The organism is Pirellulales bacterium, assembly GCA_036490175.1.
Classification (GTDB): Bacteria; Planctomycetota; Planctomycetia; order Pirellulales; family JACPPG01; genus JACPPG01.
In genome coordinates this window covers 39,684-53,163 of sequence record DASXEJ010000008.1, presented here as the reverse complement: position 1 = coordinate 53,163, position 13,480 = coordinate 39,684, and the positions used below count along the sequence as shown (strand labels likewise).

The window sequence follows — 13,480 nt, the reverse complement described above, 5'->3', positions numbered from 1 at the left end:
GGCATGCGCCGTGGCCCCTCGGTTTTCGGTTTTTAGGTCGGCCCGATCCTACCACATGCTGCTTGCCAGCACGGGAAAATCAGAGTTATCGAGTCCATTTCGTCCGTGGCTCGCTCGGTCGGCACCCCGACTGATGTGCCGCCGGCGAAGCCCGAAAAATGATCCAAAGCGAGCTTGACAAACAACACTCAAATGACGATAGTTATCATCATAATCAAGATACTGATGATTAGATGATTTTCCGGGTTATCCCTAAAATACTGTCCGAAAAGGACTTCGATAAACAGCCCGCCGCAGACTGCTCACCCGCGATGGATTCGACAACGGCCAGAGGGCACGAATGGGAAGGAATATGATGTCCAAACGTTCGATCTGGGGGTTGGCAATTCTGGCAAGTCTGGGGGGCGGGACCGCGCTCACGATTGCGGGCTGCTCTGGGGGAAGCGCCAACGAAGTCGAGCTGTTGCACGTCTCTTATGACCCGACGCGGGAGCTTTTCGAGGCCGTTAACACAACCTTCGCATCCGAATACAACACCCAGAACTCGCCGCATGTGTCAATTCGCCAGTCACACGGCGGATCGGCCAGCCAGGCCCGCAGTGTCATCGACGGTCTCGAGGCGGATATCGTCTCATTGCCGCTATGGTCGGACGTGGACGCGATTCGCAAGTCGGGCTTGATCGATGCCGACTGGGAAGAGCGGTTCCCCAATCATTCTCTCCCATACTTCTCGACGATCGTTTTCGTCGTGCGCGAAGGGAATCCGAAACAGATCAAGGACTGGGCCGATCTCGTCAGCGGCGACGTGAAAGTGATCACGCCCAGTCCCAAGACCTCGGGCAACGGCAAGCTGTCGTTTTTGGCCGCCTGGGGTAGCGTGTTGCTACGCGGCGGCTCGCGGGACGACGCGATCAAATATGTCACCGAGTTGTATCGTCGCGTTCCCGTACTCGACTCGGGGGCCCGCGGCGCCACCACGACCTTTGCACAGAAGGGCCAGGGGGATGTGCATTTAACCTGGGAGAACGAGGCGCAGCTCGAGGTTCGCGAATCGGGCAACAAGCTGGAAATCGTTTATCCGCCGCTAAGTATCCGCGCCGAGCCGAAAGTGGCCGTGGTCGACTCGAACGTCAAGCGTCACGGCACGACCAAGGCCGCCGAGGCCTATCTGAACTTCCTCTATACGCCCGCGGGACAAGAGATCGTCGCCAAGAATTTCTACCGGCCGATCAACGAAGACGTGTTGGCGAATCACGCGCAAACCTTTCCCACGGTCGAGTTGTTCACGATCGACAAAATTTCAACCGATTGGGATGCCGCAGCGCAAGAGTTCTTCGCCGAAGGGGCCGTGTTCGACAACATCTTCGATACCGCTTCTCAAGGCAAATAGCAACCGGCTTGACTGCGACGTTATGATTTAATTCGTTCCTGCAAAATGCACCATTTTTCTTCCCACGCTCCCCGGACTGAACCTGGAACAAGCCATGGCTAAAGGCAATCGAAGCGTGCTGCCTGGCTTCCGGCTCAGCCTGAGCTTCACGATGTTTTATTTGGGCGTGCTGGTGCTGGTGCCGCTGGCCGCCTGCGCCTTCAAGGCCTGCTCTTTGACGCCCGCCGAGTTCTGGGCCGCCGTTTGGACACCACGGGCTCGCGCCGCGTATTCGTTGACGGTGGGCGCGTCGGTGGTTTCGGCCGCGATCGACAGCGTGCTGGGATTATTGATCGCCTGGGTCTTGGTGCGCTACGAGTTCCCCGGCAAACGACTGCTCGACTCGGTGGTCGACGTGCCGTTTGCCTTGCCGACGGCGGTCGCGGGATTGGTGTATTCCAGCTTGTATGTCGAACAGGGTTGGCTCGGTCAGTTCCTGGTGCCGCTGGGAATCGAAGCCGCTTACACGCGCTTGGCCGTGGTGCTGGTGCTGACGTTTATTGGGTTGCCGTTTGTCGTCCGCGCCTTGCAGCCTGTGCTGGAAAGCCTGGAAGCCGAAACCGAAGAGGCGGCCGCGCTGTTGGGGGCCAGTCGCTGGCAAACCTTTACGTGGGTGATCATCCCTTTGGTCCTGCCGGCGATGGTAACGGGCTTTTCGTTATCGCTGGCCCGGGCACTGGGTGAATATGGTTCGGTGGTGTTCGTGTCGGCGAACAAGCCGTTCGATACCGAGATCGCACCGATGCTGATCGTCGCGCGACTTGAGCAATTCGCCTACAAAGAGGCGACCGCGATCGCGGTGGTGCTGCTGGCTATGTCGTTCTCGCTGTTGATCCTGATCAACCTGCTAGAGCGCTGGAGCAAGCGACACTATGCATAATCCCAGCCAGCTGACCCATGTGAACAAAGGCTCGGCCCGGTCGGACCACCCGGTGGTTCGCTGGACGTTGATCGCGCTGGCCATGTCAGTCGTCGGACTGCTAGTGATCGTGCCGGTGATCAATGTTTTTGCCCAGGCCCTCTCGGCAGGTTGGAAAACTTATTGGGATAGCCTGGTGATTGATCGGGACACGCGGCACGCCATCTTGCTGACGCTGATCGTGGCGCCGATCGCGGTGGCCGTGAACACGGTGTTCGGTGTGGCGGCCGCCTGGACCATTTCGCGGTTTCGCTTCCCGGGCCGCACATTGCTGACCACGCTCATCGACCTGCCGTTTTCGGTCTCACCGGTCGTGGCGGGACTGTCGCTGGTACTGATCTTTGGACTGCAAGGCTACCTGGGCCCGTGGCTGCGCGAGCACAACATAAAGGTTATCTTCGCGCTGCCGGGACTGATTCTCGCCACGACGTTCGTCACGCTCCCGTTCGTAGCGCGAGAGTTGATTCCGGTAATGGAAGCGATCGGCTCCGAAGAAGAGGTAGCCGCGGTCAGCCTGGGGGCGAACCCTTGGCAGACTTTCTGGTATATCACGCTCCCCAATATCAAGTGGGGGCTGTTGTACGGCGTGGTGCTGTGCAACGCCCGCGCGATGGGAGAATTCGGCGCCGTGTACGTCGTCTCGGGCCATATCGCCGGACGCACGGACACAATGCCGCTGCGCGTGGAAAAGCTCTTTCAGGAATACAACACGCCAGGCTCATTCGCCGTGGCCTCGGTGCTGACGTTGCTGGCGTTGGTAACTCTGGCCGCCAAGGTGGCGCTGGAGCGCAAGACCCGCTCCGAGCTGCGCGAGGCAGCCGCCATAGCACATGGCGGTGGCGACGAGGCGGCAGAATCCGCAAACGGTACGGCCGCCGTGGGTACTGTGGGTGCGGCTGGAACAGCGCCAGCAAGCACCAAGGACAGCGGCCACGCCACTCAGATTACGAAAAGCCACATGATCGAGTTCTCGCGCGGTTACGTTCGGGCACCTCATCATGTCGCGACAAGTGGCGCCATGGGAGCCGACCGATGAGCATCAAGGTAGACAAAGTTACCAAGCGATTCGGAAACTTCCTCGCGCTGGACGATGTCAGCGTCGACGCCGAGGGGGGATCGCTGCTGGCGCTGCTGGGTCCGTCAGGGTCAGGCAAGACGACGCTGCTACGTGTCATCGCGGGGCTGGAGACGGCCGACACCGGCAACATCTACTACCAAGAAGAAGACGTCACCGGACAGTCGGCCCGCGAACGCAACATTGGCTTCGTGTTTCAGCACTACGCCTTGTTCCGCCATATGTCCGTCTTTGACAACGTGGCCTTCGGTCTGCACGTGCGGGGCTGGCCGAAACAGCGGATACAGGATCGGGTGCGCGAGCTGCTCACTCTGGTGCGCCTCGATTCGCTGGAGAAGCGTTATCCTTCGCAGCTTTCCGGCGGCCAGCGACAGCGGGTCGCACTGGTGCGAGCCTTGGCTATCGAGCCGAAGGTGCTGCTCTTGGACGAGCCCTTTGGCGCGCTGGATGCCAAGGTTCGGCAAGAGTTGCGTCAATGGCTGCGCCGCCTGCACGACGAGATTCGCGTCACCAGCATCTTCGTCACGCACGACCAGGAAGAGGCCTTCGAAGTGGCCGACAAGGTCGTGGTGATGCACGGCGGGCGCATCGAGCAGGAAGGGACGCCGCAGGACGTGTTCGAGCATCCGGCCAACGCGTTCGTGATGGACTTCTTGGGTAACGTCAACGTGTTTCATGGCCGGCTGCAAAGCGGCCGGGCCCATGTCGGCGGGTTGGAACTGGAATATCCGGACTATCCCCATGACGAGGCCATGCCGGCCACGTTGTATGTGCGTCCGCACGAGCTGGACCTGGAGCATTCGCCCACCGGCACCGGCAGCTTGCGGGTGCTGGTTGATCGCGTCAATCCGGCTGGCAGCGTGGCCAAGATATTCGTGCGGAGCGAAGAGTTTGGCATTGGTATGCACGTCGAACTGAGCGCCGAAAGGTACGCCGAGTTGCGAGTGCGACCCGGAGATTCGTTGTACGTTTCGCCGCGCAAGGTGCGCGTCTTCGTGCCCGACGGTGCCGAAGTGCCGGACTACGTGATTTAGCGAGAGAGATATTAGGCGGCGTGTATGGAAACCCTGAGGTTGATTCTGCTTGTGTGCCGCGTGAGTTATCTGCACCAGGCAACACGGTCGGCCGATGTGGCAAACCGATGGTCAGAGCGAAGGCACACCGCCAGGAGTCGTCGAAATGGATAACCAACGTAGACCCGAGCCCGTCGCAGCAACCGCCGCCGCATCGGTCTCGGCGCGACCAGAATCGCGCGTCGACCAGGCCTTGTCGCAGGTTCGGCAGGCACTGAGCGGCTTGCAATACGGTCAGATCGCGATCACGGTCCAGGATGGCGTCGTCATTCAGATCGAACGGATCGAGCGCGTGCGATTGCGCCGCGGATCGGAGTAATTAGCGCCGCGCCAAGATTCGCCAAAAAACGAAACCGCAAAAGAGTATTTGCCGACCCGACTACGGGAGGCATCCCCGCCCGCCGCGTGTCGCTGACCGGATTCTACCGGAGGCGCACGGACCGCTCACTTGGTGAGTTTTACGTGGTCATTTGATCGCGCCGCTCCAGACTTATCGCGCACAGCCGCCAGGCTTCGCGTGCGCGACGGTCCTCCGCAGGCGCGTTTTCGTGGCGAGGTCCTGTTATGCGTTCTGCTTTCTTGATTATGCAACTGCCAACCACCGACACACACGCCACGCTTGCCGAGCGCTATACGCCGCAACTCCCCGTTACGGCCCTCGGTAGACCACGACATAACACGAATTCGGGTGTGCGAGAGATGATTCGATTCACTGACGAACTACGAGATCGCGATTTGGAAGGACGCGTCAGGCAATTCCTAGGCGCGCGCAACTTTCCCGCCCTGAGGCGCCTGGCGATCGAAGCCCGCAACGGCACGGTCACATTACGCGGACGAGTGGCGACCTTTTACGAAAAGCAGCTTTCGCAGGAATGCCAACAACGCGTCGCCGGCGTGAGGCAACTTATCGACGAGGTCGTGGTGGAAAGACCGGCGAGCAACGATTCATTCGGGCAGACGATCGGCGTGAATGGAAAACCATAGCATCGTTTATCTACGAGGGGATTTTGAGATGATGATGTTTAACCCAACATCGGAGAAGTCTGCCGCGGCGCCTCGCTCGGCGGCATTGCGTCTGGGCGTTTGGGCGCTGACCCTGGGGACAGTTCTGACTAGCGCCGGCTGCGGCCAATCGGCGCCGCCGCGTGTGCCGGTCTTTCCTGTGCAAGGCAAGGTCTCGGTCAATGGAAAGCCGGCGGCTGGCGCCTTGGTGATCCTGCACCCGAAGGGGGATCCCTCGAAACCATCGGCGCGCGCTGCCGTCAAACCCGACGGCACGTTCGAGGCCACTACCTATGCGCCGGCCGACGGCGCGGCCGAAGGTGACTACGTCGTCACGGTCGAGTGGTACAAAGCCGTGCCCAAGAACGACGATTACGTCGTCGGGCCCAACCTCGTTCCTGACAAATACAGCAAGCCTCAGACCTCGAACATCGAAGTCCGCGTGGCGGCGCAACCCAACGAGTTGCCTCCCATCACGCTCAAACGATAAGTCATCGTCAAGTGCCGCCATTGGCTTTGTGTCGACGCGCTGTTGCGTCGGCTTTACCGCTCATTAGTTTCCACTCGACATAGGATTCATAGAGATGCGTATTACGACACAGTACCGACCGAAGGGATTCACGTTGGTTGAGCTGCTGGTGGTTATCGCCATCATCGGCATTTTGATTGGCCTGTTGCTGCCGGCCGTGCAGGCCGCCCGCGAGGCAGCCCGACGCACGCAGTGCACCAACAACCTCAAACAGCTCGGCCTGGCCATCACGAACTTCAACGACACGATGGGCTACTTGCCCACGGCAATTCGCCCCCCCGCGAGTGCCCGACAATCGCTATACACCGTGGTGCTCCCGTACATGGAAGGTGGCAACCTGGTCGCCACCTATAACAAAGCGCTGAACTGGGACGACCAAAGCACCACTACCTATCAGGCCAGCAACCTGTTTGTGGCATCCCAAATCGTGCCGAATTTGAATTGCCCCTCGACGGGAACGGACCTCGATCGTTGGGACTCGGATCCTCAAGCGTCGACCTTGCCGGCCGGTTACGGCAACGGCAGTCCTAATCCGGTCCATGTGATGACCTCGGACTATGGGGCCACGACCGGCGTCGCCACGGCGCTCGTGACCAATGGAATTATCACGGTCGCCGGAGTAGGCATGATGCCGCAAGTCGATCCCACTTTGACCACGCTCCCGGCAACCAACGGCCAGCAAAAGACCTCACCGCGCTTAGCGGACGTTTCGGACGGATTGTCGAATACGATTGCTCTGGCCGAATCGGCCGGTCGCCCGTTTGTATTTCGCAAGGCCGGCGGCCAGATCAGTACGGATCAACTGGTCGCACGCGTAAACGGCGGGGGTTGGGCCCGCGCAGCCAACGACTTTGCGATCGAAGGGTCGAACATCGACGGCACGTTCCCGGCCACCTCGACGGGCAGCCCCCCGTGGGGGCCCTGCGCCATCAACTGCACTAACGGTCAGGACGTTGTGGCATTGAACGGCGGGGCAACCAACTATCCGTATTACACAACCGAAGGGACCGGGGAAGTTTTTGCCTTTCATCCCGGCGGGGCCAACGCTCTGTTCGGCGACGGCTCGGTCCACTTTTTGAATTCGACAATCACCATGCCGACGTTCGCCGCACTCGTCACGCGCGGCCAAGGCGAGCCAACGCCAAACTACTAGTTGCACGTCCTGCGGCAGCAAAGCCGCGACACAGTGCAACGTTCGTTGAAACGTCTCCCCTGTGAACGGAAAAGGGAGAGTGGTAGGCCCGTGCCGTGGTATCGCCCGACCACGGCGCGGGCTTTTTTATTCGCCACCACGCGGCGCATGAAGAACCCCCGCGCTGGATTGCCGGCACGGGGGTGAATCGAATCGTCGTATACGCCCGTCAGCTTAGCAGCAGCAGCAAACTGGCGTGTTGCCCAAGCAGACGTAGCAGCAGCAACCCGACTTGCACATGCAGGCCAAACAATCGCAGCAGGCCTGGATCATTTCACAGCAAGTCTTGTCACCGCTGGTGCAGGTGATGCACACGCCGTCTTTTGTGCTTTCGCACTTGCAGATGCCGCAGGCCAGATTCAGCGTGCAGCAAGGAATGCCGTTCATCGTGCAGACGCAACTGCACATGCCACCGGCCAACATATTGCACAAGTTCTGCAGCGTTCCGCAAGCAACGTCGTCGTCGCACTTGCAGTGGATCTTCATGCCTCCCTGGCACTTCTCCACCTTGAGAGTGCAGCGAGGGACCACGCAATAGTTGGCGGTCGAAGCGGCGTGGGGGGCCGTCTGGCCGCCCATGCTCGGATTGGCCATGCCCGGAAAACCAAGACTCGCCCGCTCTATTAACATCGCGCTCGACATACATGAACTCCTTTTCTTGGGCCCAGCCGCTGCCACAGAATGCACAGGCAATCTGCAGCGTCCGGATCGTATGTCCGTTCGAGGCTTACCAGGCCCACACCGAAGGGATTTGCGTTCCTCTGGTATCTCCAGTCAGCGACGCGACGATAGAAAAAACGCCTTCAATGCCACTGTTGGCAGCACTGAAACGACGCGTGTGATCCTAGCGAAACCATATTTCGTTTGGCAAGAGGCGTTCGGTTTAACGGATTTAGGGGGGTGGGGCCTTAAACGCCGGAAATCCCCAAAAAAATGCCGACGCTATTATTGAAAGCATGGTAGACTTACGATATACATAATGTTGATCAAGTAAGTTGTGATAAATTCCCAGTCGCCCTAAACCCCCACACAGCGCCCGTGATTCGAGGACCTTCTCCCATGGCCGTGAATCGCCTCGCAGGAATGTTCGCCGAGCATACAGTTCAGCCCGCATCTCAGCCTAACGTGGTGCCGGTTGGATTTGTGATGTGCCCGGTTTTCATTGTCCAAATCCATGCCGTGCAGCAGGTTAACGCGATTCAGGCGCTCTATCGTCAGGCCTACGAGCAGGCCCAGGCCAAGGCCCGCCTGACCCGCCTGGAGAAGCGGTTCTTTTCGACCTGGAACTGACTCTCTGCATAGCCCCTCAGGACGCGTAACCGCGACCAGGGCAATGGATTCCGCCACGCCGCCACATGATTGATAGGGCGGCGTTCGTGCGCGCAGAATTTCGGTCCCTCGAAACCGGCACAGCCCAGCACTAGGCAAGCAAGCGGCGAATGGGCGTGCCCGGACAAATCGTTAGCGGGCGGCCTTGTTGATCGTTCAGCACCGCGTCAGGGCTGACGCCTAGCAGATGATAAACGGTCGCCACGAGGTCGACCGGCGGCACGGCATCGGCTGCCGGGTATGCAGCATGGTTGTCCGATGCACCGTAAACCTGCCCACCGCGAATCCCTCCGCCGGCCAGCACGGTCGAGAAACAACCTGGCCAATGGTCGCGGCCGTCGCGTCCTGCCCCGGCATCGCTGTTACGCTGTCCGATGCGTGGGGTGCGGCCGAACTCGCCGGTCCAGATCACTAACGTCTCGTCGAGCATGCCGCGTGTCGCCAGATCGTCGAGCAGCGCGGAAAACGCCTGATCGGCTGGCGGCATCAACCGCTCGCGCAGATCGACAAAATTGCGATTGTGGGTGTCCCAATAGACACTCACATTCTTGCGCCCGTCGTTGGGCCAATAGACCGTCACCAGCGGCACGCCGCGCTCGACCAGCCTCCGGGCTTGCAGCACGCTTTGGCCGTGCGGGTTTCTCCCGTATTGATCGCGCAGCGGAGCCGGCTCTTTATCGATTTCAAACGCATCGCCGCCGGTCGACGAATCGAGTAGTTCGAACGCTTTACGATAATGACCGTCGAAGGCAGTTAAGCCCTCGTCTTGCGTCAGCCGGCTGCGTAGCGAGGCGTTGAACTCGCGATGGAGCTTGCGCCGCTCGTCCATGCGTGCGACGGAAATCTCGGGCGGCAGCTTGAAATCGCCCACGTGGTAGCCGTCGCGGCTGGGGTCGGCGTCAATCGTTAGTGGATCGTAGGCCTGGCCGAGCCAGCCTGCAAATTGCCCGTGGCACTGCTCGACAAACCGCGGCACGTCGTTCTCTAGCTTCGGCCGTAGCGAGACAAACGGAGGCAGCGGTCCCCGGCCATGCCCCAGCCGAGATAAGACTGCCCCAATATGAGGCCAATCATTGCGCAGGTTGCCGTCGGGCGGAGGCGGCTGACCGGTAAGCAGGAACGAAGTGGCAGTCAGATGGTCGACGTTGGTGTGCGTCATCGAGCGCACGATCGCCAACTTGTCGGTCCGCTGAGCCAGTTGAGGAAAATGCTCGCTGATCTGAATGCCGGGAACGCAGGTATCAATCGGCCGAAACTCGCCGCGAATCTCGGCCGGCGCGTCGGGCTTCAGATCCCAAGTTTCGTGCTGCGCCGGGCCGCCCCACATAAAGAGCAGGATGCAATTCTTGGCGCGCCCAAAGGTCGCGTCCGTGAGGGGGACGCCCTCGGCTGCGGCGCTCGCCCGACCGCCCAGCAAGCCAGGCAGTGACAGCCCTAACAGCCCCAGGCTACCAGCGCGCAGCACTTCCCGGCGATGGAGGCGGATCGATGTCAGATAGTTGGAGCAGGCTTGGCGGAACACTCTCGCCTCAAATCGCACGCGTCTAGTGGAATCACTCTCCGGATTCTAACCGCCCTGTGCGCAACCGCGAAATGCGCCCTTTGCCACAACCGCCGCGGGAACTTCCGAGGCTGCGTCAACCGATCCGCCAAGCAACCGGGGCGAGCGCCTTTTCCATCAGGGAGGCAGAGCGGTTTATTTCGCCATCCGCCGAGCGTAAACTGGGGGTTTGCCGCCGGTCCGCGGCCGCCTCGCAGATACCTGCAGCAGCCGCCCTGCCGATCCCGCCTACCACGTAGACACGGTCTCCGATGAAAGTTTGCTTCGCTGCCACTACGCCTCCGTTTGCGTGCCTGCTGCGCTCCATGCCTTATGTCGCCGTCGCATTTCTGATGATCAGCGGCGCTACGGCCTGGTCCGCTCCGGCGGATAACGATGACGAAGATGTGCTTCCCACGCGACTTCCCGGACTCGTCGCCAACTACGCGCACGCGGATAGTCACGTCGAGTTCAGCCGCTACGAAGCGATCCCGGCCTGCGAGCTTGCCATCGGCGAGTCGCCCGACCCTCGATTGCCGGCAACCGGCTGGCGGGTCCACTATCGCGGCGTGATGGACATTCTTCAGCCCGGCAAATATCAATTCTCGGCGACGGCAATCGGACGCGTTGCACTATCGATCGATGATCGACCGGTCGCACTACCCCTTACGGACGAAACTCGGAAATCAACCACGGCTGCGACGCCAGTGGAATTGGCGCTCGGTCTGCATCGCGTCGACCTTCAATACGAACCTACAGCGAATCAGCCCGCGCGATTGAAGCTCAACTGGCAATCAGAATCGTTCGCCCCCGAGCCACTGCCATCGCGAGTTTTAGGACACCAAAAAGGCGATCCGCTCGTTGACGATTTGTTCCAACGCGGCCGTCTCGTGGCAGAAGAACATAGCTGTGTCGCCTGTCACACCCCGAACGAAAAGGTGTCCTTGTCGTTGCAACTTGCCAAGCGCCCCGGTCCGCGCCTGACCGCCGCCGGGGCGCGGCTCAAGACCGGCTGGATCTACCACTGGCTGGCGGATCCGACAACGCTGCGCCCCGAAGCCGTGATGCCACGACTGTTTTCTGCTGACGCAATTGGTGACGTCGAACGCTATGCGGTGGCGACATTTTTGGCCGCCGAGGGGGGACCGATAGCCATCGTGCCCAGCTCGCCCGATGCGGTGGTTCGCGAAACGGCCGAAGCCGGTGCGCAGCACTTCCAGAAAATTGGTTGCGCCGTATGCCACGAGCGACAGGGGGAGCGGCCGGCGCGTATCACATTGCGGAACCTATCGCAAAAAACCACGCCCGAGGTGATCGAGGCGTTTTTGCACAAGCCCGAGGCGATTGCCCCGGCCGGACTCATGCCCCGCTTCGTGCTCGGCAAACTCGACAAGCGGCAACTGGCGATGTACTTGATTGGCCACGATGCGGCTACGGCACCTGCCTTGGAATTGCCCGCGGCGCCGGCCGCCGATGCCGTGCAAGCCGCCTTCGCGGCGCTCGGGCTCTCCGAGGCGCATCAAACCGCCTTTGCCGCGCTACCGTCCCAGCAACAGCTGCCGGCGCTGGGTCGCGAGGTGATGCAGGCGCGCAACTGCGCCGCCTGCCACGAGATGAAACCTGCAGGTGAAGATCAACCGTGGCAACCCAAGGCCAGCCGCCTCGATTTTCTCGCTGTGGCGACGCAATGTGCGGGGGGATGCCTGGCGACAGCGCGGGCAGACGCCAACGACGTCTCGTCGACTAAGGCAGACGGCAAGGCTGTGCCACAATTCAGTGCCGCGCTCGATCGCAAGGCGGTTGTCGCACTGCTGCAGGGCGCCGTAAAAGCACCGGCTCTCGCTGCGCCAGCCGATGCGGCCCGGCAAGCGCTAGTCCGCTTCAATTGTCAGGCCTGTCACGAACGCGACGGCGACGGCGGCCTAACTCAGGAGTTCATTAATCGTCTCGGCACGGGCCAGGACGGGGGTAGCGAATTGGTCACGCCGCCGTCATTGACACAAGTCACAGGTAAGCTCACGGGCAAAGCACTTCGCGGCGTTCTGGAAGGGGACGAACGATCGCGTCCCTGGATGTCGTTGCAGATGCCGCATTTCGACAAGAGATCGATCTCGTCGCTTCCACCGCAGCTGGCGTCGCTCGACGCGCAGCCGCTGGCAGAGCCGGCCGCGGCCGTTGCTGCCGACAAAGCTGCCGACAACCCTGCGGACACAGCGCTGGCCGAAGCCGGGCGCACGCTGGTAGGCAGCCGTGGCTTTGGTTGTACCAAGTGTCACGACATGCTCGATATCCCGTCGACAGGCACGCGTGGTCCCGACCTGGCCAACGTCACGGCACGCATCAATAACGGCTGGTACGAACGTTGGATGCAAGACCCGCAACGCATCGCGGCTGGGACGCGGATGCCGACGGTGTTTCTCAATGGAGAGAGCCCATATAAAGACATCCTCGACGGCGATCCCGCACGGCAGCGCGCCGCGATCTGGCAGTATCTGGCCGTCGCCCGCAGCCTGCCGCCCCCCGAGGGACTCGAGCGGCAAAAGCTGCAAACGCTGGCGGCCGGCACGCGTCCGGTAGCCATCCGAACGTTTTTGCCCGGCACCACACCCCGCAGCATCGCCGTGCGCTTTCCGAATGACGTACACGCAGCATTCGATGCTCAGATGGGCCGGCTGGCGTTCGCCTGGAGTGGTGAATTCCTCGATATGGGACCGGTCTGGAACGGACGCGGCGGGCACCCGGCACACGTGCTCGGTACTACTTTCTGGACGGCACCCGCCGGCTGCCCGTGGGAGGTCACTGCCGCGACCTCCCTGGTGCCGAATTTCGCCGGGCGCGACACGGACCCTGCGCTCGGCTTTATGGTGCGCGATGGAAAGCTGCATCCATCGCGGCTCGCACAACTGGGATATCAGGTTGATGATCGCGGTCCGACGTTCCGCTACCGCTTGGCGCTCGATGGGGGCGGAGACGCAACGTTCGCGGAACGAATCACGTCGCTGCGGTCGGCGGCAGGCGTGGGTGTGTTACGCGAAGTATCCATTGCGGCCCCTGCAAACGATCTCGTGTGGCTGCACGTGTCCGATGCCGAGACCGAGCCCCAGATCACGACAGGCGTAGCCGCCGATTTTTCACCCGTCGGCGACCAACGCCCGGCGGCCAATTGCTTTCTGCGAATCGACCAAGGGGGCCAGCCGTTGCTGTTGAGACTTCGACCTACGGGAAACACCGCCGATTGGCACATCCAGCGACAGGGCGAGCGCTGGCAAGTGCTGGTTCGCATTGCCGCGCCGGCCGCGGGGGATGAACGAAACGTGAAAATGACATTGTGGCGGCCAACCGATGCGCAACCCGAAACATGGCGCCAGTTGCTGGCAGAGGAACTGAAGTGA

At 61.1% G+C, this 13,480-nt stretch carries 12 protein-coding genes; 11 read left to right on the top strand and 1 reads right to left on the bottom strand.

Annotated features, from left to right (window positions below; genetic code table 11):
- Positions 1-355 precede the first annotated feature (355 nt).
- From VGG64_00590 to VGG64_00545, 10 genes are all read left to right on the top strand, one after another.
- The gene (locus VGG64_00590) at positions 356-1,390 is read left to right on the top strand and encodes a sulfate ABC transporter substrate-binding protein (protein HEY1598066.1); all 1,035 of its coding nucleotides are present in this window, start codon (positions 356-358) and stop codon (positions 1,388-1,390) included.
- A gap of 94 nt (positions 1,391-1,484) precedes the next feature.
- Positions 1,485-2,309, top strand: coding sequence for a sulfate ABC transporter permease subunit CysT (gene cysT, locus VGG64_00585; GenBank protein ID HEY1598065.1), 825 nt, complete (start codon positions 1,485-1,487; stop codon positions 2,307-2,309).
- Entirely contained in the window at positions 2,302-3,384 is a 1,083-nt protein-coding gene (gene cysW / locus VGG64_00580) for a sulfate ABC transporter permease subunit CysW (protein ID HEY1598064.1), read from the top strand. Before cysT ends, cysW begins: the two co-directional genes overlap by 8 nt.
- A complete protein-coding gene (locus VGG64_00575; protein ID HEY1598063.1) occupies positions 3,381-4,457 on the top strand; it encodes a sulfate/molybdate ABC transporter ATP-binding protein in 1,077 nt (358 codons plus the stop codon). Before cysW ends, VGG64_00575 begins: the two co-directional genes overlap by 4 nt.
- A 145-nt stretch (positions 4,458-4,602) precedes the next feature.
- A complete protein-coding gene (locus VGG64_00570; protein HEY1598062.1) occupies positions 4,603-4,815 on the top strand; it encodes a YezD family protein in 213 nt (70 codons plus the stop codon).
- A 245-nt stretch (positions 4,816-5,060) separates the two neighbouring features.
- Entirely contained in the window at positions 5,061-5,480 is a 420-nt protein-coding gene (locus VGG64_00565; protein HEY1598061.1) for a BON domain-containing protein, read from the top strand.
- Positions 5,467-5,988, top strand: coding sequence for a hypothetical protein (locus VGG64_00560; protein ID HEY1598060.1), 522 nt, complete (start codon positions 5,467-5,469; stop codon positions 5,986-5,988). The genes VGG64_00565 and VGG64_00560 overlap by 14 nt, the downstream gene beginning before the upstream one ends.
- A gap of 94 nt (positions 5,989-6,082) precedes the next feature.
- A complete protein-coding gene (locus tag VGG64_00555) occupies positions 6,083-7,180 on the top strand; it encodes a DUF1559 domain-containing protein (GenBank protein HEY1598059.1) in 1,098 nt (365 codons plus the stop codon).
- A 277-nt stretch (positions 7,181-7,457) separates the two neighbouring features.
- Positions 7,458-7,757, top strand: coding sequence for a hypothetical protein (locus tag VGG64_00550; GenBank protein HEY1598058.1), 300 nt, complete (start codon positions 7,458-7,460; stop codon positions 7,755-7,757).
- 521 nt (positions 7,758-8,278) lie between these two features.
- Positions 8,279-8,509 carry a hypothetical protein gene (locus tag VGG64_00545; protein ID HEY1598057.1) on the top strand — a complete coding sequence of 77 codons (231 nt, stop codon included), beginning with the start codon at positions 8,279-8,281 and terminating at the stop codon, positions 8,507-8,509.
- Positions 8,510-8,639: 130 nt separating this feature from the next.
- Here VGG64_00545 and VGG64_00540 read toward each other — a convergent pair whose 3' ends face one another.
- Positions 8,640-10,070 carry a DUF1501 domain-containing protein gene (locus VGG64_00540; GenBank protein ID HEY1598056.1) on the bottom strand — a complete coding sequence of 477 codons (1,431 nt, stop codon included), beginning with the start codon at positions 10,068-10,070 and terminating at the stop codon, positions 8,640-8,642.
- A 290-nt stretch (positions 10,071-10,360) separates the two neighbouring features.
- Here VGG64_00540 and VGG64_00535 point away from each other — a divergent pair, with 290 nt between their 5' ends.
- Positions 10,361-13,480 carry a hypothetical protein gene (locus VGG64_00535; protein ID HEY1598055.1) on the top strand — a complete coding sequence of 1,040 codons (3,120 nt, stop codon included), beginning with the start codon at positions 10,361-10,363 and terminating at the stop codon, positions 13,478-13,480.